The 24390-nt window shown below is 39.0% G+C and carries 15 protein-coding genes; 11 read left to right on the forward strand and 4 right to left on the reverse strand.

Annotation, left to right across the window (positions count from 1 at the left end):
• Positions 1-291: 291 nt before the first annotated feature.
• The 9 genes from HMPREF9456_RS00675 to HMPREF9456_RS00715 all read left to right on the forward strand — a co-directional run bounded on the left by HMPREF9456_RS00675 (position 292) and on the right by HMPREF9456_RS00715 (position 12805).
• On the forward strand, positions 292-3150 hold the full coding sequence (locus tag HMPREF9456_RS00675) for a triple tyrosine motif-containing protein (protein WP_006841511.1): 2859 nt from the start codon (positions 292-294) through the stop codon (positions 3148-3150).
• Between the two features lie 181 nt (positions 3151-3331).
• Positions 3332-5320, forward strand: coding sequence for a urocanate hydratase (locus HMPREF9456_RS00680; RefSeq protein ID WP_006841512.1), 1989 nt, complete (start codon positions 3332-3334; stop codon positions 5318-5320).
• Entirely contained in the window at positions 5320-6132 is an 813-nt protein-coding gene (locus HMPREF9456_RS00685; protein ID WP_006841513.1) for a hypothetical protein, read from the forward strand. The genes HMPREF9456_RS00680 and HMPREF9456_RS00685 overlap by 1 nt, the downstream gene beginning before the upstream one ends.
• A 122-nt stretch (positions 6133-6254) precedes the next feature.
• Positions 6255-7157, forward strand: a complete 903-nt coding sequence (gene ftcD, locus HMPREF9456_RS00690) for a glutamate formimidoyltransferase (RefSeq protein WP_006841514.1) — start codon at positions 6255-6257, stop codon at positions 7155-7157.
• A 94-nt stretch (positions 7158-7251) separates the two neighbouring features.
• Entirely contained in the window at positions 7252-8499 is a 1248-nt protein-coding gene (gene hutI, locus HMPREF9456_RS00695) for an imidazolonepropionase (protein WP_006841515.1), read from the forward strand.
• Between the two features lie 235 nt (positions 8500-8734).
• Positions 8735-9331: a transglycosylase domain-containing protein gene (locus HMPREF9456_RS00700; protein ID WP_006841516.1), complete on the forward strand. Its 597-nt coding sequence runs from the start codon at positions 8735-8737 to the stop codon at positions 9329-9331.
• A 19-nt stretch (positions 9332-9350) separates the two neighbouring features.
• Positions 9351-9974, forward strand: a complete 624-nt coding sequence (locus HMPREF9456_RS00705) for a cyclodeaminase/cyclohydrolase family protein (RefSeq protein ID WP_006841517.1) — start codon at positions 9351-9353, stop codon at positions 9972-9974.
• Between the two features lie 4 nt (positions 9975-9978).
• Positions 9979-11481, forward strand: a complete 1503-nt coding sequence (gene hutH, locus HMPREF9456_RS00710) for a histidine ammonia-lyase (protein WP_006841518.1) — start codon at positions 9979-9981, stop codon at positions 11479-11481.
• A gap of 190 nt (positions 11482-11671) precedes the next feature.
• Entirely contained in the window at positions 11672-12805 is a 1134-nt protein-coding gene (locus tag HMPREF9456_RS00715) for an acyltransferase family protein (protein ID WP_006841519.1), read from the forward strand.
• A 56-nt stretch (positions 12806-12861) separates the two neighbouring features.
• On the opposite strand, the gene HMPREF9456_RS00720 is transcribed toward HMPREF9456_RS00715, so the two are convergent.
• The 4 genes from HMPREF9456_RS00720 to HMPREF9456_RS00735 form a co-directional block, all read right to left on the reverse strand.
• Positions 12862-14088: a TlpA disulfide reductase family protein gene (locus tag HMPREF9456_RS00720; protein WP_006841520.1), complete on the reverse strand. Its 1227-nt coding sequence runs from the start codon at positions 14086-14088 to the stop codon at positions 12862-12864.
• Between the two features lie 37 nt (positions 14089-14125).
• Positions 14126-15664: a SusD/RagB family nutrient-binding outer membrane lipoprotein gene (locus HMPREF9456_RS00725; protein ID WP_006841521.1), complete on the reverse strand. Its 1539-nt coding sequence runs from the start codon at positions 15662-15664 to the stop codon at positions 14126-14128.
• 14 nt (positions 15665-15678) lie between these two features.
• A complete protein-coding gene (locus HMPREF9456_RS00730) occupies positions 15679-18876 on the reverse strand; it encodes a SusC/RagA family TonB-linked outer membrane protein (RefSeq protein WP_006841522.1) in 3198 nt (1065 codons plus the stop codon).
• A 257-nt stretch (positions 18877-19133) separates the two neighbouring features.
• Positions 19134-19352, reverse strand: coding sequence for a helix-turn-helix domain-containing protein (locus tag HMPREF9456_RS00735; RefSeq protein ID WP_006841523.1), 219 nt, complete (start codon positions 19350-19352; stop codon positions 19134-19136).
• A 254-nt stretch (positions 19353-19606) separates the two neighbouring features.
• Between HMPREF9456_RS00735 and HMPREF9456_RS00740 the strand changes: the two genes are divergently transcribed.
• Both HMPREF9456_RS00740 and HMPREF9456_RS00745 read left to right on the forward strand, forming a co-directional pair.
• Positions 19607-22642, forward strand: coding sequence for a SusC/RagA family TonB-linked outer membrane protein (locus tag HMPREF9456_RS00740; protein ID WP_006841524.1), 3036 nt, complete (start codon positions 19607-19609; stop codon positions 22640-22642).
• A 13-nt stretch (positions 22643-22655) separates the two neighbouring features.
• Positions 22656-24368, forward strand: a complete 1713-nt coding sequence (locus tag HMPREF9456_RS00745) for a RagB/SusD family nutrient uptake outer membrane protein (protein ID WP_006841525.1) — start codon at positions 22656-22658, stop codon at positions 24366-24368.
• Positions 24369-24390 lie beyond the last annotated feature (22 nt).

Below are 24390 nucleotides of genomic sequence, written 5' to 3' on the forward strand. Positions count from 1 at the left end.
TACTACAAAAACAACAAAAACAACTGTATATATGATAGTTATAACAAAAACAAACTTTACACCCATTTTTTATAATTATATTTGTATATTTGATACCAATAGGAATATAAATGTAGGTATCCGGAACAAAACATTAACTTCATATGATATCAACTGCCCATTTGAAATTTCGATAGTTAACCATATTTTATAAAAAAATATAACAATAAAAATTAAATTCAAATATATAAGAGGATTTATCCAGTAGTAGCGCAACTCGATGGATCATATGATAAACACATCGTTGGGAAGATGAATAAACACATACTATGTTTTATATTTTCAGTAATAATTGGAATATCACTAGTTGTTCCTGCACATTCCACGTCTATCTGGCAACGTAAAATCACGAATTATGAACGAAGCCAATACAAAGCCGGATTTCAGAACTGGATGATAACACAATCTGACAAAGGATGGATATATTCGGCAAACTCAAATGGCTTGTTAGAGTTCGATGGAGTAAACTGGACATCATATCCAATAAGAAATAATGTGATACGAATTATTAAAATTATTGATAACAATATATATATTGGCGGGAGTTCCGAATTTGGTCTTTTTAAACCAAATGCAATCGGTCAGCTAACATACCGCTCCCTATCAGACAAATCAAAAAATTGGGGAGGAGAAGTTTGGAATATAGAGGATGGGGGAGATGTGATCTACTTTATAAGTGAACGTTATATCCATATATACCACAAGAAGGTAGGAAATGTCAGCATGATAGATTCCGATACAAAAATAGACTGTTCTCTTTTACATGAAGGAACATTGTATCTGGCAACACCGAATGGAATCTTTTATCTAAACTCGAATAACAAACTAACATTTCTGGAAGCATCCGAACCATTGAGTGGGCATAAAATTGTAAGCCTATTATCATACAATAAAGATATATTAGTAACATCGGCGAAGAAAGGTTTATATCTGTTAAATAAAAGCAACATACAACAAATTAACTCCATAGCTGATAGCTTCATACAGAAGAATCAATTATTTAGCACAGCCATATCAGGATCAAAAATCGCTATTGGATCAGTCCAAAACGGCGTCATCATATTCGACCTAAAAGATCCGTTCTACAAAGAAGAGTTTAATATTAATAGTGGCTTAAAGAATAATACAGTTTTAGGGTGTTTTTTTGATAGTAATCAAAACTTATGGCTCGGACTTGATAAAGGAATAAGCTATATAAGCCTCAATTCTCCAATTAGTCCATTATTTGCAACAGTATCACCGATCGGCACAGGATACAGTAGCGCGATGTACAATAATGAACTATATTTTGGGACTAACCAGGCTCTTTATAAGCTGGATAAAGATAATCGGTATCAATTAATAAAAGGCTCGGAAGGGCAAATCTGGTCTACCAACATAATAGATAATACGCTCTTTAGTTCGGGGGATAATGGTATAATGGTAATAACCCCCACAGAGACGTACAAAATAGACCTTCTAGGAGCTTGGGAAACTCATGCCCTAAGCGAAGACAAGAATAAGCTTATGGTTGCTACCTATTCGGGATTCTGTATTCTGAAGAGGGAAAATGGACGTTGGATGTTTTCACATAAAATCCCTGAATTTAGAGACTCATTCCGAGGATTTATAGAAGATGACGAGCCCTATAATTTTTGGGTAGCAAATGCGAATGGTACCATGCGCCGACTAACCTTCGATAAAAATTTTGAAAAAATAATCCGATACAAGACCTATACGCTAAACAATAATGCTTTCGATTCCAATATTATTATCAGGAAGATAGAGAACAACCTGGTTATATGTACCCGCAACGGAATACTCCAATATAGCCGGATAACCGACTCGTTCGATCATTATACTCAACTCGAGTTGATGCTGGAAGGACCAAAGTATTATGAATTTCTCTATCTAGATAAATACAAAAATATTTGGTTTGTTGCCGATCGCAATCTAAAAGTTTTAGCATATAGCGAAGGTAAATACCAAGAATATATACATAACTGGGGGCTTTCGAACGAACTGATAGACAGCTATGAAAATATAAACATGATCGATCCCGAAACTGCAATTGTAGCCGTCGATAATGCCTTTGCAAGAATAGACATGTCAAGAAAAAATGGTAAATTCTCAACTATAAATACTTACATCCGAGAAATAACTTGTAGTAAAAACGACAGTATCTTAAGCTATGGCAGCAGCGAAAAAAGACTTTCATTGCCATACTCATTAAATTCTATAAAAATAAATTTTGCAGCAACCTTCTACGATCATTCCTCAGATATATTATATAGCTTCAGGCTGAAAGGAATAGATGACGATTGGAGTATCCCCTCGACCAATACTGTTAAAGAATACACCGGTCTCCACGAGGGTAAATATGTTTTCGAGGTAAAAGCATTTATTGATGGCAACCCCGATTCTTCGAGCATTACGTCATTTAGTTTTACAGTCCACCCCCCTTGGTACAGGTCGGTACTAGCTTACTTGCTCTATTCATTAGCTATAGTGATTTTAATACTTATCATCTATAAAAAAACAATCAGTAAACAAAAGAAAATTATACATCAGAAGGGCGAGGAGCTAATTGCTCAAACCAGACGCTATGAAGAAGAAACAAAGCTGAAAGATGAAGCAATATATGAGCTACAAAACGAGAATCTGAAAAATGAATTGAAATATAAAACGCAAGAGCTAAATGGTTATATGCTGAATGTGATCCGTAAAAATGAAATGCTCGAAAATGTGAAACGAAACGCATTAAATATATCCAAAGCCATTGATGAAGAAAAACAAATAAGTACAATCAAACAAAAAGTCATGAGCCTAATCAGTCAGATCAATACCAATATTGAGCATGACACTGACTTCGAAATATTCCAATCAAACTTTGACCTGATACATCAGGATTTCTTCAAACTGCTTGACGAACGGTTCCCTAATCTGACACGCAATGATAAAATATTGTGTGCATACCTCAATATGAACCTTTCCTCGAAGGAAATAGCGCCACTGCTCAACATATCGATACGGGGTGTAGAAGTAAACAGATACAGATTACGAAAGAAAATGGATCTGGATAGAGATGTGAATTTATCAGACTTCCTGCAAAGCTTGAAGCAATACGTCTGACATTTTGACAACAACAGGTAGACCAAAAGACGCTGAGAATATTCAGACCTATTCGATTTTCACTGTTTAACTTACAAACATTGATATTTTGTCGTAAAACATATTGAGAAATATACTCAATATATTTTAGGATAAAAATATAAATCTTATCTTCGAGAGATGTAACCAAGAATCAAACATCATGGACATCAGACTTGATAATAGATTACCCGAATATCCGTCTTTTGTTGAAGGGATACGCCGTGCACCCGATAGGGGCTTTAGGCTCAGTGCTGCTAAGACAATAACAGCACTTAAAAATGCTTTGCGATATATTCCCGTCGAATTACATGAAACCTTAGCTCCTGAGTTTCTCAAAGAGCTCAAAACCCGGGGACGCATCTATGGATACCGTTTCCGTCCACAGGGAGACATCTTCCCGAAGTCTATCGACCAATATAAAGGAAACTGTATTGAAGGAAAAGCCTTTCAAGTAATGATAGATAACAACCTTTGCTTCGATATCGCATTATATCCGTACGAGTTGGTTACGTATGGCGAAACAGGGCAAGTTTGTCAAAACTGGATGCAATATCAATTGATTAAAAAGTATCTTGAAGTACTTACAAGGGATCAGACCTTAGTTATTGAGTCCGGACATCCTCTTGGTCTATTCAAATCGAAGCCTGATGCTCCGCGAGTCATTATCACAAATTCCATGATGGTGGGCATGTTCGACAATCAGGCTGATTGGGAAATTGCCGCACAGATGGGTGTTGCCAACTATGGGCAAATGACAGCCGGAGGATGGATGTACATAGGACCACAAGGTATAGTACATGGCACATTCAATACATTACTAAATGCCGGACGCAAAAAATTAGGCATTCCTCAAGATAAGAACCTGGGAGGCTATCTGTTTGTTTCATCAGGGTTGGGAGGCATGAGTGGAGCACAACCCAAGGCTGCTGATATAGCGGGTGCTGTTTCTATTGTAGCTGAAGTAGATCTCTCTCGTATCGAAACACGTTTCAGACAAGGATGGGTACATCATATAATATCCGAAGCAAAAGAAGCTTTTGATATGGCTAAACAAGCTCAAAAAAATAAAAAGCCTTGTTCCATAGCTTATCATGGCAATATTATTGATTTGCTGGAGTATGCAGAAAAAAATCAAATTCACATAGACCTACTTTCAGATCAGACCTCCTGTCATGCAGTATACGAAGGCGGCTATTGCCCTGTTGGGATATCATTTGAAGAGAGGACAAGATTATTAAAAGAAGATAGGCAAACATTTCACAAGCGAGTAAACGATTCTCTTAAACGTCATTTTGAAGTTATCCGCAAACTAGTTGCTAAAGGTATATATTTCTTCGATTATGGTAATTCTTTCATGAAAGCAATATACGACTCGGGTATAAAAGAAATATCTAAAAATGGCATCGACGAAAAAGATGGCTTTATCTGGCCTTCGTATGTGGAAGACATCATGGGACCCGAATTGTTCGATTATGGATATGGACCTTTCCGTTGGGTTTGCCTCAGCGGAAAGCACGAAGACCTCATCAAAACAGACCATGCAGCAATGGAATGTATCGATCCTACACGAAGAGGACAAGATAAAGACAATTACGAATGGATTCGCGAAGCTGAAAAAAATCAACTGGTAGTTGGTACACAGGCACGTATCTTATATCAAGATGCTCTAGGAAGAATGAATATTGCTTTGCGTTTCAATAAACTGGTTAGAGATGGAGAAGTCGGCCCGATAATGTTAGGACGCGATCATCATGATGTAAGCGGTACAGATTCTCCATTTCGGGAAACAGCAAATATAAAAGATGGCAGCAATGTAATGGCAGACATGGCTGTACAATGTTTTGCCGGAAATGCAGCAAGGGGAATGAGCCTCGTTGCGCTTCACAATGGTGGAGGCGTTGGCATTAGCAAAGCCATTAACGGAGGATTTGGATTAGTTTGCGATGGTAGTGAACGAATTGACGAAATTATACGTTCATCTATGTTGTGGGACGTGATGGGTGGAGTAGCACGCCGTTCGTGGGCACGAAACGAACATGCAATCGAAACTTGCGAGTCTTTTAATGAGACTCACAATGATGGTTATCATATCACAATACCCTATATTGCAGACGAAGAATTAGTAAAGAATATTATAGAAAATAATTAATGAAGAAACTTATCACAATTATACTTCTGCTTTTATCAGCTAATGTTTTTAGTCAGAATATAGACCTAAAAAAGATAGCCGAGCAAATTACAGAAGAAGGAAAATACCTTTACCGGCTCGAAATAACAGCATGGCATGGGACAGATATTTTTACAAAAAGCTTCAAAGAGAAAGAGCGGATCGGTGGATATTTCTCCTATATTGATAATGGAACTGCAAAGTGTTTGTTCTTTTCAAGAAGCGCAAACCCAAAAGTAATCGGAGTCGTTTCGTTCGGAGATATTAAAATAGTAGAAACAGCAACTATAGACTTCAAGGAACGAGACTTCAGGGAAGATGAAAAGCTGCTGTTTACTATACGGCAAAAAGCTTTAGCCGAAATACAGGAAGACAGCGTCCTATTCAAGACATATAGCAATACAAGCTTCAATCTTATCCCCTATATCCGCAACGGAGAAAAGAGAGTATATGTATTAACCGCTCCAAAGGTTACCGGAGTAATGCTCTTCGGAAACGATTATCTGCTAACGTTTGACGAACAAAACAATGTGAAAGAGAAAAAAGAAATTCACAGAAATCTAATTCCTATCGACTTTGACGGAGGAAAAGATGCCGTAGTCTCTGTTCACTCTCATGCTCCTGAAACAGGTGACTTTATTACGCCTACTGATATTTGTACGTTGATGCTTTATGCACAATATGCCGGATGGGACACACATATAGTACTTTCAGATAATTATGTAAGCATCTGGGATTGCGATACAGAATCACTTACCTTGGAGACAAGAGCAGATTATGATAAAACGAAATAAGCAGGATAATAAGTAAAATTAAATTCTGTCTGTCATCCTGAGGCACGAAGGATCTCTATTTAGAAAAAGATATGCACGCTATAAAAAGGTAGAAATAAGTCAAGTCTTAATAAAATAATACCATGAGCTCAAACAAAATCATTGAATGCGTTCCAAATTTTAGCGAAGGACGCGATCTTGAGAAGGTAGAAAAGATCGTAAATGCTTTCCGTGCCAAAGAAGGCGTTAAGCTGCTAGACTACAGCACCGACAAAGACCACAACCGAATGGTAGTAACCGTTGTAGGCGAACCCAATGCTCTAAAAAAAGCAGTGATAGAAGCTATAGGCATAGCAGTGCAAGTAATAGATCTTAATCACCACAAAGGACAACATCCCCGTATGGGAGCTGTCGACGTAGTTCCTTTCATCCCTATCCGCAATGTAAGCATGGAAGAAGCCGTCAACCTCTCGAAAGAAGTAGGACAGGAAGTCGCCGAACGCTATGGATTGCCGGTATTCCTTTACGAAAAAGCAGCATCTGCTCCTCATCGCGAAAATCTGGCTACAATCCGAAAAGGAGAGTTTGAAGGACTGAAAGAAAAGATGACTCTACCCGAATGGAAGCCCGATTTTGGACCCGATCAGCCACACCCAACAGCCGGAGGTGTTGTTATAGGGGCACGCATGCCACTGGTAGCATACAATGTAAACCTGAATACCAACAAGCTCGAGATAGCAGACTCAATAGCAAAGAAGGTGCGATTCCTAGGCGGTGGCTTACGCTTCTGTAAGGCTATGGGCGTGGAACTGACAGAAAGAGGAATCGTACAAGTATCGATGAACCTGACAGATTTTACGAAAACAGCGATATACCGTGCTCACGAATTAGTAAGAATAGAAGCAAATCGTTACGGAGTATCTGTAGTAGGAGCGGAAATCATCGGTCTCGTTCCGATGGATGCGCTGATAGATACAGCGGCTTACTATCTGGGGCTTGAAGATTTTTCGACAAAGCAGGTACTGGAAACACATTTGATGGAGTAGACTTTCCTTGTCATTCTGACCAAAGGGAAGAATCTTTTGTCTCAATAGAGTCGAGATGTTTCGTTACACTCAATATGACAATAATGGATAACACATGAAAAAAGGAAACATCATTATAAAAAACGCAGCACAATTAGTTACTTGTTCCGGCTTTTCGGCAAAGAAGGGGAGAGAAATGTCTAACCTGTCGATCATCGAAAACGGATCGGTGATTGTCACAGGAGGTATAATTACATTTGTAGGCAAAAGTGCAAATTGCCCTCCGCTGTCAGATTTCCCCGAACATACAGTCATTGACGCTACAGATAAAGCTGTACTCCCCGGATTTGTGGACTCTCACACACATTTTATTTTTGGAGGCTATCGCGAGGAAGAATTCTCATGGCGTATGCGTGGCGATAGCTATATGTCTATAATGGAGCGTGGCGGTGGTATACACAATACAATGACAGTAACTCGCAATGCTTCTTTTGAAGAGCTGAAAGAAGCCGGACGGAAAAGACTCGACAAAATGTTCGCTATGGGTGTAACCACTGTAGAAGGTAAGAGCGGTTATGGAATGAACAAAGAGACAGAGCTTAAACAACTGGAAGTGATGAAAGCTCTGGACGAAGAGCATCCTATCGATATCGTAAGCACTTTTATGGGAGCACATGCCACACCACAGGAATATAAAGGCAGAGAAGATGCCTTCTTAGACTACCTGATAAAGGAGGTGATGCCTTTAGTAAAGGACAAGAATCTGGCAGAATGCTGCGACATATTTTGCGAAAAGAATGTGTTTGACATACAACAATCACGAAGATACTTAACAGCAGCAAAAAATCTTGGCTTTAAACTAAAAATACATGCCGACGAGATAGTGACACTTGGTGGAGCTGAACTGGCCGTAGAATTAGGAGCATTGTCGGCAGATCATTTACTACAGGCATCAGACAAAGGAATTGCAGATTTAGCAAATAGCAATACTGTTGCGACGCTATTGCCATGCACCGCATTTTCTCTGAAAGAAGATTATGCACGAGGCAGATTTATGATAGACTCGGGCTGTGCTGTCGCTTTAGCCACAGATCTCAATCCGGGAAGCAGTTTTACGAATTCTATACCTCTGTTATTTGCTTTGGCATGCATTTATATGCAGCTTTCACCCGAAGAGGCTGTTACTGCACTCACTATAAACGGAGCGGCAGCTTTAGGCATAGCGGACAAGATTGGTAGTATTGATGTGGGCAAGCAGGGCGATTTAGTGATATTAGAATATCCTTCTTACAAGTTTCTGCCTTACCATATAGGAATGAATATTGTAGAAAAAACAATTAAAAATGGAGTTATTTTTAATTAACAATTAATTTTTGGGCTTAAATTTATCTATTATAGAGTATTTTATATTAAGTTAGAGGGATAAAAAGGTAACAACCAAAAACGTCTAAAAACTGTTACTTTTGTTACTTTTTAACAATTAAGCTTTTTACTATGCAGAAACAATAAAACCTATTATAAAGCTATCTTGCTTCTTGGTTTAATGTATTTTATCATGCTGCCGGTAAGAGACATTCCATATACTAATGGAAAAGGAAATGACAAAAAGAAAGAAAAATATATTGCTAATAATTTTTATCTTTCCGATAACTATCATTATTGGTATGCTTTATTTTGTCAAACTGGGTGGATACTTTATTCTGAATAATGCGGAAACAGGCATATATATAAATGATATTAAGAATAGTCCCGAGCTACCAAATAGATTCTATGAGATATACAATATAATCTATCCGGATGCTTTAGATAACAACCCTTGGAAGCATTTCTTAAATAAAACGTTAGAAAAAAATGATTCTCCCTGTGCATGTGAGGAAGCGATCTACATAAGCTGGTATCCCTTACACACTAAAACATCTGAAGTAATATTACTTACATCTTTGACAGAAGATTACGCATCACAAAAAGAGTGCTTGAAATACTATGCTTCAAAATTTGTATTCCCCAATAAAATAATAGGAGTGCGAAAAGCCTCTGTGGAATATTTTCATAAACAAATTTATTTCCTGAGCGATTCAGAGTTTACAGAACTCATACTAATGATGAAAAACCCGCCTTTCTATAACAAGAAACGCTTTCCGAGCAAAGGGCGAGCAGAAATAAATAATATTCTTAAGAAATTACATAATTCTTAACCTTTTAAATTGTAGTATCATGCTAGTAAACCTATCAGTTAAAGATTTTTTAGCAAAGACAGCAGGAAGTGATCCTGTACCCGGAGGAGGCAGCATTGCAGCATTAAATGCAGCAATAGCATCAGCATTGACAGAAATGGTAGCCAACCTTACCATTGGTAAAAAAAAGTATGAAGACAAAGAAGGATTGATGAGAAAAATTGTCGCTATAACAGAAAACTATAGGGCAAGCTTTATGAAAGATATAGATGCCGATTCGGAAGCATATAATAATGTTTTCGCCGCATTCAAACTCCCCAAAGAAACAGACGAAGAAAAAATAGAACGCAACAACCAGATACAGGAAGCAACCAAGATTGCAGCAGAAATACCAATGGAAGTAGCCCGCAAGGCCGTAGACATAATGGATGTTATAGTACAGGTAGCAGATCAAGGCAATCAGAATGCTATAACAGACGCCTGTGTCGCTATAATGACAGCCCGCACGGCTGCAATAAGTGCGATACTGAATGTAAAAATAAATCTTTCCTCGATCAAAGACATAGAATATGTAGCGCTGATGACACAGGAGGCAAACTACCTGGAGAGCGAAGCCATCATGAAAGAGCAGGAGTTATTGAGTAGAGTAAGCAAAATACTATAAGTTTATGAAGAATGTCTATTATATCGGTTCCGGAGAGTTGGACTTCGAAATCATTGAACAAATAATCAACAAAAACCTTAAACTAGAATTAGCTGCTGACGCTAAAGAACGTATACAAAAGTGTAGGGATTATCTGGATCAAAAAATAGAGTCGCAAAAAACACCGATGTATGGCATTACTACAGGTTTCGGTTCGCTCTGCAACAAGAACATATCTCCGGATGAGCTTACACGTTTGCAGGAGAACCTTGTTAAATCGCATGCTTGCAGCGTAGGTGAAGAAATATCTCCTGTTATTGTCAAACTAATGATGCTCCTCAAAGCTCACGCCTTGTCATTAGGGTATAGCGGAGTGCAAGTGATTACCGTTCAGCGGATAATCGACTTCTTCAACAACGATATTATTCCCATCGTTTGCGATCGTGGTTCGCTCGGAGCATCAGGCGATTTAGCACCACTGGCAAATCTATTTTTACCTCTCATTGGTGTGGGTGATGTTTATTATCAGGGGCGTAAACGTGAAGCAATGAGCGTTCTCGATGAGTTTGGCTGGAAGCCAATCCGCCTGATGAGCAAAGAAGGGCTGGCTCTGCTGAATGGAACGCAGTTTATGAGTGCCAATGGTGTATTCGCCATGTTGAGAGCATTCAAACTATCTAAAAAAGCGGACTTAATAGCTGCCCTTTCACTCGAAGCTTTTGACGGCTGCCTCGATCCGTTTTTAGATTGTCTCCACCAGATGCGTCCGCATAAAGGACAAATAGAAACAGCCGATAATTTCCGTAAGCTACTTGAGGGAAGTGAGCTTGTCGCCCGGGAAAAAGATCATGTACAAGACCCTTACTCTTTCAGATGTATCCCTCAGGTACATGGAGCAACAAAAGACGCTATAAGATATGTAGCTTCGGTGTTGTTGACAGAAATAAACTCAGTAACGGATAATCCGACCATCTTCCCCGATGAGGATAAAATTATATCAGGAGGAAATTTCCACGGACAACCTCTTGCTATTTCGTACGATTTTTTGGCAATTGCCTTAGCCGAATTAGGAAACATTTCGGAGAGACGTGTAGCTCAGCTAATTATGGGACTACGCGGACTACCTGAGTTTCTTGTCGCTAATCCGGGAGTAAATTCGGGATTTATGATACCTCAGTATGCTTCGGCTTCGATGGTTAGCCAGAATAAGATGTATTGTTATGCTGCATCCAGCGACTCTATTGTTTCATCCAATGGGCAAGAAGACCACGTGAGTATGGGTGCCAATGCTGCAATTAAGATATTCAAAGTAATGGATAACTTAAATCATATACTCGCCATCGAATTGATGAATGCAGCTCAGGGAATAGATTTTCGCCGTCCGGCAAAAACATCACCTATACTCGAAAACTTCCTGAAAGAGTATCGCAAAGAAGTAGCCTTCGTAAACGACGATATCGTGATGTATAAAGAAATACACAAGACTGTAGCGTTTCTGAATAGGACATCACTGGAGTTTATGGACTGATATTTGTTGTTTAGTATAAAATTCATAAAAAATATAGTAAAATAAATATCTGCATTACAGTACTGTCAATATCAATAAGTTAAAATAACTTCATTAAAATCTCTTTAGTGTGTGATTTTTAATTGGAAAGATTGTCTTATTAAATATAACATATTACAATCTAATATTTGATACCTAATCTTCTCATACTATGCGCAGATATGACATTGACAGTTTACGTGTAATCGCTTTTGCTCTATTGATTTTCTATCATGTAGGAATGTTTTTCGTTCCGTGGAGTTTTCACATAAAAAACTCGGTGATATATGAAGGAACTGTTTTTCCGATGCTTTTCCTCAACCAATGGCGGTTGGCCTTACTTTTTGTAATATCAGGAATGGGAACTTACTATGCTCTGACAAAACGAAGTGCCATCCAGTTTGCAATAGAACGTCACAAAAGGCTTCTAATTCCACTTATTGTAGGTATGATCTTTGTCGTTCCTCCGCAAGTTTATTTCGAGCGATTAGACAAAGGGCAGTTTAGCGGCAGCTACTTCGATTTCTGGCCTAAGGAGGCATTCATCGGATCATATCCCGAAGGAAATATATCGTGGCACCACCTATGGTTTATACTCTACCTGCTCATTTTTTCTATGGTAATGCTTCCTGCTTTTCTTTATCTGCGGAAGCATCCCGAAGCATGGCTGATAAGAAAACTGAGAGCCGTCGTATCAAAAGCCTTTGGACTATATATATTCATCATACCACTCTTCTTGTGGCAGTTATTTCTAGCACCTTACTTTCCGCAGACAAATGGGCTAATAAATGACTGGTACAATCTTGTTAATTATTGCACATTCTTCTTCTTTGGTTATCTGTTGATTTCATTGAAGGATTCCTTTTGGGATGCAGTAACTAAAAACAGGATGAAATTTCTGATTAGTGGTATCATTGGGTTTCCTCTGCTAATGTGCCTTTGGTATGTGATCGGCGATTTTCCCTTCAAGAGTGAGGTGCAAGCTTTGGTCAAGGTCTTTAATGCCTGGTCGTGGATTTTAACGCTGATTGGTTATGCTGCTATATACCTCAACAAACCAAGTAAAATAGTGGCATACGGAAACGAAGCTGTATATCCATTTTATATTCTGCATCAAACAATTATCATTGCTCTGGGATATTACCTGAAGTCTGTCGATATAGGGTTCTTTCCTAAATTCTCGATCATGATAATAGGAACATTTGCTATTACATGGGTGATATACGAATTTGGGATAAGACGCTATTCTATCATAAGGCCTTTCTTTGGGATGAAGCCTAAAAATAAGAATAAGGCAGATATATAAAAAAACGGCTAAAGGAGTTCAGATTATCTTCCTTTAGCCGATCTTTTATAATTTTTTTATTTCTCTGCCAGCAAATCGTCTACTACTTTATTGAAGTCTTGTTTAAACTCCTCATAAAACAGTCCGGTAGCAGGACCATTAAATCCGGTGTGTATCTTTCTTACAATACCTTTCTTATCGATAAAGATAGTAGTAGGATAACCCATGATTTTACTCACCTGTGGAAGAGCCTTAGCGGTAGCATCATCACCCAACTTACCTGCAAACAGGATTTCATAATCTACATTATAACGCTTTACCAAGCGGGAGAGCACAGTCTTTACATATTCTGGATCATCTTTACGTTCAAATGCCAGCCCGATGATTTCAACGCCTCTCTTGTTATTTTCTTTATACCATGGAGATAAGTATTCCATTTCGTCTAAGCAATTCGGACACCAACTACCAAGGATAGATATTATTACCACCTTGTCTTTGTAACGAGGATCGGATAAAGAGACTTTCTGACCTTCTACATTAGGGAATGTGAAATTGAGGCGATCCTCTCCTTTCTTCATATAAGCTAAACTATATGGATCAGCAAGAGTAGCTTCGGCATTGCGCTTACCAACAAGTTTTGTTACACCTCGTGTGGTATAGAATTCCCCTGTAAAACTATCATTTCCTTCAAACTTTCCTTTTATCAGATATGGGCTAAGACCCGCAAATGCAGAAAACTGAAACCCATCGTTTGTCAAAGCTCCTTCGAGATAACGAAGGTCTCCCGCATTGGTCAGAATAGAGCCGGTAAGAATATTTTTATCCTGACTGAAAATCCCTACATTATGAGCAGTATCTCCTTTTTGTCCTATAAACTGGATATCCCATTTACCCGCAAGAGAAATGTCTGTAGCTTTGTCCACAACTTCAAAGCGCGGAACATCACTTTTTTCTGCTGTGAAAGGCACTCCCTCATCGTTATCTATAAATAGCTTTTTGAATTTCCCTTCAAATTTTCCATTGGCTATTGTACCGGTTAATACAGCATCATAAGCTAATATCGGAATAGTTACGGTATCGTTTGAGTAAACCACACCTTTGAGCGGAACACGCTCTGCTCCGTTTATCAGATACACGGTTGTTGAGTCTGTTGCAGAACCTTCGACGTCAAACAAGAATGGAAATTTCTGATCTGAAATAGAGAATTCACCTCTCCATTTTCCGTCTGTCAGCTTATGTTCCGACGCCTTATTACAAGACATTAGTACAAATGCAGCAGCCATCATTATTAAATATTTCTTCATATCTTTATTATGCTTTTGTTTGATGTAAAGCTACAAACTACTTTTTAAACACCCACAATTTTGTTTCTATTTTATCATTACCCTGTGCAGACAGAGCTTCTTGATAGTTGGCTTTATTCACATTCTGTTCCTTAGTAGGGTAGTATAAACGTCCCGGAATACCTCCGTCTCCGAATAATGGATCGAAGCGATATGTTACTTCTGCACCATCTATCGTTCCTTGAAATACAACATCGCCTTCTTTTACCAAGAATGCAGGATAGCCTGTACGGCGATATTCACTCCATGACTCAAGACCTTGCATATAAAGAGCGATATACTTTTGTGTCAAGACATTCTCTTTGCTAGCAGCAGGCAGAGACTCCAGATAGGTATTCACATTGTCGGCTGATACTCCCCACTTTTCGAGAGAAGCCCGAACACCTAATGCATAATCAGCCTGAGACCAAGAATTATATTCTGAGACTAGGAACTTTACTTCGGCATATTCCATCAATACCTCAGCATAGTTTGCCGCATTGATAACCGCTCCCGGCAAACTCACTCCTGTTGCTGCGAATTTACCCGCCTGATCGTTTGCTAAGCCATAAGGAAGTCCTACATAAGTATTAGTAGCTGTTGCCGGCAAGGCATATATCGGTAAACGAGGATCTGAAACGGGCAAAATTGCATTCTTCCCTTGAAGCAGATCCACAAAGATATTAGATATAGCAAAGTCTTTCCGGTTGGCTGTAACCGTAGCTCTATATAAAGGAGCTTCGTTAGGAGAAGTAGTAGAATACTTGAATGCTGCATTATCAGCATTGCTTGTAAACACTCCTTTACTTAATGCATCCTCAAAGTGTTCTTGATACAAAGCCTGATTTTTGTCTTTTATACGTGTAGAAAAGCGTAGGCGCAGCGAGTTTGCAAACTTTGCCCACTTCTGATTACTACCTGCATAAATAATGTCAGCCTTGCCAAAAGTTGTTTCCGATTGATATTTGATCAATGTATCTCCGGCTGCTTTCAGCTCGCTCAATATGTCCGCATAGATTTTCTCCTGCGACACATACTTAGGAGTTATATTCTCAGGATTTTGTTGTAGTGCCTGAAAGTCCTCATCTTTATTACCGTAAGATTGATAAGGGATATTCCCAAACACATCGGTAAGAGCATAGAATGCATACGATTTCAATACACGGCTTATTGCTATCTGAGTAGCATTGCGTCCTGCTCCATTAGCGGTTGCCACATCTTTTGTTATAGGGTCAGTATTCAACTTTACTACCTCCTCCAGGTTATTTAATGTTTTATATAACCCCTTCCAGTAATCATCAGAATAACTGAAAGGAATATCATAGCGCGATTGGGTAGTATATGTATTTTGAGAAAAATACTGAACAAACAACATGGAACCTCTCAACGATGCCTGTTCGCTACGGAGATTATCAACCAGCAATTTCTCAGCAGAAGTGATCAAAGAGGTGGTTGGCACTGACGTTGGGCGGTTGGGATCTTCATTTATATCATCAACACAAGAGGACAATAAAACTGAAGCAAATAAGCCTAATATATATAGTTTATTAATTTTCATACAGATAGTTTATTTTAAAATTTGAAACCAAGATTTATACCGTAGGTTACAGGAGTAGGTAGGTTCCCGCCTTCTATACCTTGTACATTACCACTACTATTGGTCAGTTCGGGATCGATATCCTTGCTCTTGGTATAAATATTCCATAAGTTGCGGGCATAAGCCGTTACGTTTATACTCTTAACTTTCCATTTTGGAAGATTGAATGTATATCCAAGAGTTAACTCACGAAGCTTAATAAATGTAGCATCAAAAACGGTATATGCTGTTGGTCCGTTATACTGATTCTGTGCCCATGCCTGAGCAGTTACACGCTTGTCGTTTGTCGCTGTATTAGAAACAGTATATGTTCCGTCAGCATTGAATACTACATTACCGGTAACGCCATCAAGTATAATACCATCTTCACGAATATTATTCGCTGCTGTAGATTCTAAGATACCTGAGTACATACCAACCTTATATGTCTGAGAGAAGAATTTACCTCCAACACGCGAATCGATCAGAAACCCGAATGTAAAGTCTTTGTATCTCAACTGGTTCTGGAAACTCCATAAGAAATCAGGCAATACGCTCCCAAGCGAAGCAAACTGATCGGTACGCATATATACGCCATCACTGTTTACTACCTTCTTTCCATCAGGCGCATATACAAAATCATAGCCTTTTATCTGTCCGTAACTCTCGCCTTCTTGTGCGACAAGCGAAACCAAAGTATTACTCAATTGTAATGTATTGACTGCATCCGACAATTTAATAATTTTATTACTGTTTTTCGAGAAGTTTGCAATTGCTGTCCAGTCCCAATCTTTTTGACGGATCGGATTCACGGTCAACGTAGCCTCAATACCCTTGTTGTTTATCTTCCCTGCATTGATCAGTTTATAACTGTATCCGAAAGCATCTGATGTAGGTAATTGTATGATCTGATTACGACTATTATTATTGTAATAAGTAACATCTAATCCGATCAGATTATTAAATAATTGCAATTGCAATCCGGTCTCCCAAGATGATGTAATCTCAGGCTTTAGGTCAGGGTTATTTAATTTATCTGATAAAGTATAAGATATATTTCCGTCAAATGCATTCAAAGCCTCATAAGTTTTATACAACTGATAAGGATCAGTATCGTTACCAACTTCTGCCCAGCCCAAACGGACTTTACCGAATGACAGCCAGTTCTGATCTTTAAATGCCGGAAGCTCTGTGAATACAAAAGATGATGTAAGAGATGGATATAAGAACGAATTATTATCTGTAGGTAAGGTCGATGACCAGTCGTTACGGATAGTTCCATCTAGGTACAACATACTTTTCCATCCATACGAAACACTTCCGTATACTGATGATATTGCTTTCTTATAAAGACCTGTAGACGGATTTATAATAACAGAGGAAGCATTATTCAGGCTATAATATGCCGGAATAGTAAGCCCACCCGATGTTTGTATATCGCTTACACGTCTATTGCGTCTCATATAATTCGCCCCAAGATTAGCGATTAAAGAGTGATCACCCCAACGGTTATTTGATGTTGCCAAGAATTCATAATTAAACTCATCAAACTTTTGGGAATATTCCTGATACATCGACTGCGAACGAGAGTAATATGCAATACGATCTTGCGAATTGTATTGATACACATCACCATTTATCCGTCCTGTCAGACTCAACCATTTAGTCGGGGTAATCACTAAACCTATATTTCCATACAACCTGTCTCTGTTCTCTTTCAGATAACTTTCGTAGGCTGACCAATAAGGATTATCTATATATTTTGTTTTCTCGGCAGCTGTCGTATTTTCCCAGCTTGTACGATTCCATGCACGAGGTGTACCATCGGCACGTTTATATTCACTTAATCTTTTATAATCTACCTGTACTTGTCCCCATTGATATGCTTCGAGGATAATATTACGGTTCGAAGCTCCTGTCCACGGACGACCTGTAGATTTATTATTTATATAGTTTACATTTCCGAAAAATGAAACCAGATCTCCTTTTGTACTACCCGATATATTCACTGCATTTCTGCTCAAGGAAGAATTGGGTACTGTACCTTTTACATTCTTATTGGTAAATGATACACGAAATGCACTACTTGATGAATTCTTTGAGAACGCTATATTATTTGTATTGGATACTCCGGTACGAAAAAAGTCAGTAACATCATTCTTTGGATAAACCCAAGGCTCAGGATTCAGGTAATCATTGGCATACTCAGGATCGAGATTATACCAGTGTAATACAGGTGTCCCGTCAAGCTTTGGCCCCCAGCTCTCATCAGCCGCGTAATCTACCACATTGTATTCTTTTCCGTCTATCGTTACTTTCTGGAACGAAGTGCTATATCCACCGCCATATAATTTCTGACGTTTGGGTAGCCTCACTACATTTTCGAGCTCGATACCCGTATTTACTTGAATATCTAAACGATCAGTATTACTACTGCCTTTCTTTGTTGTGATCAGTATCACACCATTTGCAGCACGTGTTCCATAAAGAGCTGCAGCCGAAGGGCCTTTCAAAACATTTATATCTGCTATGTCGTCCGGATTTATATCCTGTATTGTACTTCCCACATCTTTTCCTGCACTACCATTAATTGTAGAAGAGGTATTCATGTCGGTATTATCGAGAGGTACTCCGTCGATAATATACAATGGCTGATTATTTCCTGTAATCGAATTTATACCACGCAGCGTTACACGAGAAGATCCTCCCATATTACCGCCACTAGATATAACTTGCAAGCCTGATATTTTTCCCGAAAGGGCACTCAATGCATTGGTTGGCCTTGTTTCCAGGGCTTTCCCCGATACGGCTTGTACGGCATACCCCAAAGCCTTTTTTTCGCGAGGGATATTTAGCGAAGTCACTACAACTTCATCCAGTTCGGTACTATTTTCTTTCAAAACTACATCTATTGGTTTATTCGATAATACTTCAACCTGATGTGTTTCAAATCCTAAATATGAGAATATCAGAATTTCGTTTTTTTTCACTGATATGGAGTAATGACCATCTATATCCGTCAGGGTTCCCGACTGAGCATTACCCTTCACTTGTATTGTCACCCCGGGTAGGTCTGTACCTCCAGCATCTGTTACATGTCCTTTTATAGTGTATATGTCGCCTGTTTGTGCGGAAACAAATAAAGTAAGAACAGTAAATAATAACAGTAACTTTAATTTTCTAAAATTTAGCATAACCTTTTTATAATTTAACTCAAACAATCTTTATAGATATATTAGATATTTATTTGTTAAAAACAGATAATATCTATCACAAAAGTATAATGAGCAAATTAGGTATGAAATCCCCTTGATGTGGTATATTTATACCTCAAACATGGTATGCTTTTTATGAGTTTGATAAAATGGCCATCCGTATGAAAAAATCGACATTTTCATAAAACACTAACGAGCAACAATATAAAATCGCCCAGAGATTTTAGTTTGTCTGCTTAATCTACATCTACTATTTCAGGCAATTTAACATTTAATGCCTGACCTATCTTATACAATGTTATTATTGTTGGATTTGTACGCCCTTTTTCTATTCGTATCAGATTATTATATTCTATATCCAGCATATCTGCCAAATCCATTATGGATAAGTTTTTGCCCTCCCTTATATTCCTGATTTTCAGACCAATTTTCCTTTTGAGGATCTCCTTGTCCATATTTAAACTATCATTAATGATTGTTGTTAAAGAAAATTGTTTAGATTTGCATTTCAACAATCTTTAATGATTGTTTTGTTAAAAGGAGTATGCTGAAAATCCTATTTAACAGAGTAAGCCCAAATATTAAACATTTTTAAGGAGATGCCCGCCATGAAAACATAGTATTCAAAAGCCTAAAACCAAAATCACACCACACCTTAATCAAAATCCCAAAATTTAAAGTCGATTATTAACAATTTTACTTAAAATTGATGAAGACACAACAAAAATTTAATACCCGGCCTATCAGATCATTCAAAATGTTTTCCTTATTAACTTTTACAATAGCAGGAATCACATTATGCCCATACAACCTTCAGGCCTCCGACCGAAACGATACGAATAAAGCCATAGTGCACGAAACAGCACCTTTGCAAAAAGGTAAAACAGTAACAGTAACAGTAAGCGACAATGTTGGCCCTGTAGTTGGCGCCAATGTAGCGGTAAAAGGAACTACAAATGGAAATATCACAGATATCGATGGAATAGCCAGATTGGACAACGTGCCCGAAAATGCTACTTTGCTTATTTCATTTGTAGGATATATATCGAAAGAAATATCCGTAGCCGGGCAAACATCTTTTAACGTACAGCTACAAGAAGACTCCAAAACACTGGATGAGGTAGTCGTAATTGGATATGGTACATTAGAGAAGAAGCAAGTAACCAGTTCGGTAACATCCATATCAGCAAAAGACCTGATGACAGGAGTAGGCGGATCGGACGTATCCTCCGCTTTGCAAGGTAGAGTTAGCGGACTTATTATGAACAATATCGGTAGTGCAAATGCAGGAACTACATTCCAGCTGCGAGGGATGACTTCTATAAACTCAGGGAAGTCACCTCTTATCGTTATCGATGGTTTTCCGGGGGGAGACATTCGCTCACTGTCGCAAGATGACATTTTAACGATTGATGTCCTCAAAGATGCCTCTGCCGGAGCTATCTATGGAACACGTGCTGCATCAGGAGTGATACTCATTACTACCAAAAGCGGATCGAATACAAGCGGTAAGGTGAAAATGACTTACTCGACAGAGATGACCAAGAAGCAAAACTACGGCGCTCCTGAGATGCTAACAGGAAGAGAATATGCAGAGCATAAAATCGGTACAGATTATGGTACAGATACAAATTGGTGGAAAGAACTCATAAATGATGATAATTTTTCACAAAAGCACCATCTTTCTCTCGAAGCCGGAACAGAAAATGCTCAGATATATTCTTCCTTTTTTTATGAAAAAAATCAGGGGATTTCAATCAAAGATGAACGTCAGGATTATGGGGGAAGATTTAACGCTAACTTTAAAGTTCTTGATGGATGGCTCGAAATCAGACCGAGCGTAGATTATCGTCAGGCGATGCGTAATAACAACTATCCAAACTTCCAGCAGGCGATGCGCAACAACCCAACCAGATCTCCTTACGACCCTGACAGCGAAACAGGATACAATGTATGGACTAATGAAACACTGGATTATAACGTTTTAGCTGATGCTAACCTAAGTACTTACGAAGGATTGGACAAATGGTTCAAGCCTGAAGCTACTTTCAAATTGAATATAAAACCTATACCCGGCCTGTCATTCCAGCAAGTAATAGGATATGAAAACCGCCAATGGGAATATCATTTCTACAAATCGCGCTATCACCGAGAAGAGATAGAAGACAGACGAAGAGGAGCCGCAACCCTCACTTTCGACAAAACAGAAAATCTTACTTCCGAAGGATTTGCGACTTACATCAAAGAATTTGATGGCGGACATGTACTAAATGCTGTAGCAGGGTATTCTTATTTTGAGAAAAACGGAGAAGGATTTAGTGTTTCCAATTACGATTTCGATGTAGATGGAATAAAATTTTGGAACATCGGTGCCGGATCCTACCTGAGTGATGGTAAAGCCGGAATGAGTTCAGGCAAAAGTATTACAGAACGCTTATTTTCTGTATTTGCACGTGCCAACTACTCGTATCAAAACAAGTATCTATTACAGGCTTCACTCAGACACGAAGGTTCATCGAAGTTTGCAGCAGACAACCGCTGGGCCGATTTCTGGTCTTTGTCGGGTGGATGGCGCATCTCGGGTGAAAAGTTCATGAAAAATATAAGCTGGATAGATGACCTCAAAGTCCGGGTTGGCTATGGAGTAACAGGTAATAACGACTTTAGCTCCTCTTATATGGCGGATATGCTCGGTTCTGATGCATACTGGATGCTTCCTGACGGAACATGGGCATACTCATTTGGTAAAACCCAAAATATAAATCCAAATCTAGGATGGGAAGAAAAGAAAGAATGGAACTTCGGTTTGGATTATTCTCTTTTCGATGGTCGCCTATATGGTAAGTTCGACTATTACAGACGTAAGATCGACAACCTGATTTACAGCGTTAAAGTTCCTCAACCACCATTCACTCAAGGCTCTCAGTACCAAAACATAGGAAGTATGGAGAGTAAAGGATGGGAATTTGAAATTGGTGGAGACATTATCCGTACTAAAGATTTCACATGGAACAGTAATCTCAACCTAGGCCACAACTCGGGTAAGATTCTTACACTTTGGGGTAATAATACATATTACAACGGAAATGGTTTCCCTGCTCCGGGTAGCCCGGGAGATGCAGCACGCATACAAGAAGGTTCTACAATAGGCGCATTCTATCTTTGGAAGTTTGCGGGATTCGACGATGATGGAAAATTCTTACTCTACAACAAAGAAGGAAAAATAATACCGGCATCGGAAAAAACCGAAAACGATAAACAATATATCGGAAATTATACACCTAAGCTCATCCTCGGATGGAGACACACCTTGCAGTATAAAAATCTCGACATGGGAATCAGTTTGCGAAGCTGGATCGACTTTGATGTATACAATGCTTTAAACATGTACTTCGGAATTCAGGGACAGGGAAATACGAATGTATTAAAATCAGCATATGGCGAATTCAACCACATTAAAGGGGAAAAACAAATCTGTGACTACTATCTCGAAGACGGTACATTCTTAAAGATAGATGCTATCACACTCGGGTACACCCTTCCTATGAAGAAATATACGAAACTGATAGACCGCGTACGCATATACGGAACCGTAGGCAATGTTTGCACCATTACCGGCTATAGCGGCATGAACCCCCAAGTGAATATCACAGGATGGGAAGGTGGTACGGAAAAATTCTGGTCAAGAGATGATTTTTACCCTACAACCCGCACTTATACATTAGGTCTTCAGTTAAATTTCTAAACATACACAAAAGATGAAAAAATTTAAAATATATAATTCCGTCTTAGTCGGGATTACAATTTGTCTATTCGCAATTACTTCGTGTAGCGTAGAACCTACATTTTATTCACAGGTAGTGCCTGAGACATTCTATACTTCTCAGGAAGCTGTTTGGGAACGTTTCAACCGCCCATTTACACATTGGCGCTGGTATATTGCCAACAATGAGCCTCGCTGGATGTTGCAAGAATTAGGTACCGATGAATTTTGCTTGCCTACACGTGGTAGCGACTGGTATAATGGAGCCCTGTATCAAAAATTCCATCACCATGAATATACAGAAGACATGGCATTCATAGAAACAGGATGGACTAACTTTGCTATGGGAGTGGCTCTTGCTTGGGATGCCCTTGAAGATCTGGAAAAAGTAAACTTCGATGCTTTGGGCTTTGCAGAAGGTACACGAGAATCGATGCTAAATCAGCAAAAGGCACTTGTAGCATCTTTCTATCTGGATGGTTTGGATTTCTTTGGAGGAGTACCTCTATATACTACTACACAGAGTGAAGTAAAAGGACGCTCTACAGATAAAGAGACTTTCGATTTTATAGAGAAATTACTCAAAGAGGCAATCCCCAACCTCCCAGTAAAAGAAGAGCTTGGCGGATTGGAAAACGGGAGTATCAATCGGGCTGCCGGAGCAGCTTTACTGGCTCGCCTTTATTTTAACGCCAAATCATATATCGGCGAAGAAAAGTATTCAGAAGCAGCAACAATCTGCCAGGATATCATTGACGGAAAATACGGCAAATATAAACTGGATACAGACTGGACAAATATATTCGGATTCGATAACGAAACTAGTCCCGAAATTATTTGGTCTGTACCAAGCGAGAATGCCAAGCTCGAAACTGACGGTATGTACTGGAGCTATATGGTGCCTTACAACTACAAGAATTATTTAGGAGGACTAGAAGGCTCAGGCTCTAATAACGGAATTGGACTTATACCAAGCCTCGATCCGACAGGTAAAAAATATTCTTACAAATTGGGTGGAGCTTATGCCAAGTTTAACGATAGCGATATTCGCAAACAACTATATGTATACGAAGGAGCCGGCAAGTATCGTGGAATGTTTATTGTAGGAGAACTTGTAAATCCTACAAATCCAAGCTGGACATGTACAGGGAGCCGTGAATACAGCGGAAAAACACTCGTTGTAAGAGATCAGGTTGCTTATTTTGCAAAAGTTGGATCGGCAGAATATCCGACATTGGAGTCATTGCCATCTACAATTGCGACAGCAGAAGAAGCTTCTTGTGTGCGTGTTACTAAACGTAGCCCACGTCCTAATCAGAGCGAGAAAAACCGTAAATTCGATCCGGACGTGCCTGTTATTCGCCTTGCCGAAATTTATTATACATTAGCTGAATGCAAAATGCGGGCAGGAGACAAAGATGGCGCAGCCGAATTGATCAATAGTGTACGCAAACGCTATTTTGTAAATGGCAACGACCCTGACCCTGTAACGGGCTCTAAGCTGGATAAATACCGCATGCTGGATGAATGGCAAGTAGAATTCCTGGCAGAAGGCAGAAGACGAACCGATTTAGTACGCTGGGATGCCTATGTAACAGAAAATTGGTGGGATCATAAAGCAACTAACAATACAGACCTGAATAGATTCCCTATTCACTATAGTCTGATAGGGGCGAACAACTTATTGAAGCAAAATCCCGGATATTAAAAATTAAAAATCTCTGTAGTGC

Source organism: Dysgonomonas mossii DSM 22836, from assembly GCF_000213575.1.
Lineage (GTDB): Bacteria > Bacteroidota > Bacteroidia > Bacteroidales > Dysgonomonadaceae > Dysgonomonas > Dysgonomonas mossii.

What these genes read in the sequence shown, in the direction of transcription:
- HMPREF9456_RS00715 (WP_006841519.1), top strand. Translation starts at nt 11,672, where the DNA reads ATGCGCAGATATGACATTGACAGTTTACGTGTAATCGCTTTTGCTCTA.
- HMPREF9456_RS00685 (WP_006841513.1), top strand. Translation starts at nt 5,320, where the DNA reads ATGAAGAAACTTATCACAATTATACTTCTGCTTTTATCAGCTAATGTT.
- hutI (WP_006841515.1), top strand. Translation starts at nt 7,252, where the DNA reads ATGAAAAAAGGAAACATCATTATAAAAAACGCAGCACAATTAGTTACT.
- HMPREF9456_RS00680 (WP_006841512.1), top strand. Translation starts at nt 3,332, where the DNA reads ATGGACATCAGACTTGATAATAGATTACCCGAATATCCGTCTTTTGTT.
- HMPREF9456_RS00745 (WP_006841525.1), top strand. Translation starts at nt 22,656, where the DNA reads ATGAAAAAATTTAAAATATATAATTCCGTCTTAGTCGGGATTACAATT.
- HMPREF9456_RS00720 (WP_006841520.1), bottom strand. Translation starts at nt 14,088, where the DNA reads ATGAAGAAATATTTAATAATGATGGCTGCTGCATTTGTACTAATGTCT.
- hutH (WP_006841518.1), top strand. Translation starts at nt 9,979, where the DNA reads ATGAAGAATGTCTATTATATCGGTTCCGGAGAGTTGGACTTCGAAATC.
- HMPREF9456_RS00705 (WP_006841517.1), top strand. Translation starts at nt 9,351, where the DNA reads ATGCTAGTAAACCTATCAGTTAAAGATTTTTTAGCAAAGACAGCAGGA.
- HMPREF9456_RS00730 (WP_006841522.1), bottom strand. Translation starts at nt 18,876, where the DNA reads ATGCTAAATTTTAGAAAATTAAAGTTACTGTTATTATTTACTGTTCTT.
- HMPREF9456_RS00725 (WP_006841521.1), bottom strand. Translation starts at nt 15,664, where the DNA reads ATGAAAATTAATAAACTATATATATTAGGCTTATTTGCTTCAGTTTTA.
- HMPREF9456_RS00740 (WP_006841524.1), top strand. Translation starts at nt 19,607, where the DNA reads ATGAAGACACAACAAAAATTTAATACCCGGCCTATCAGATCATTCAAA.
- HMPREF9456_RS00735 (WP_006841523.1), bottom strand. Translation starts at nt 19,352, where the DNA reads ATGGACAAGGAGATCCTCAAAAGGAAAATTGGTCTGAAAATCAGGAAT.
- ftcD (WP_006841514.1), top strand. Translation starts at nt 6,255, where the DNA reads ATGAGCTCAAACAAAATCATTGAATGCGTTCCAAATTTTAGCGAAGGA.
- HMPREF9456_RS00700 (WP_006841516.1), top strand. Translation starts at nt 8,735, where the DNA reads ATGACAAAAAGAAAGAAAAATATATTGCTAATAATTTTTATCTTTCCG.
- HMPREF9456_RS00675 (WP_006841511.1), top strand. Translation starts at nt 292, where the DNA reads ATGAATAAACACATACTATGTTTTATATTTTCAGTAATAATTGGAATA.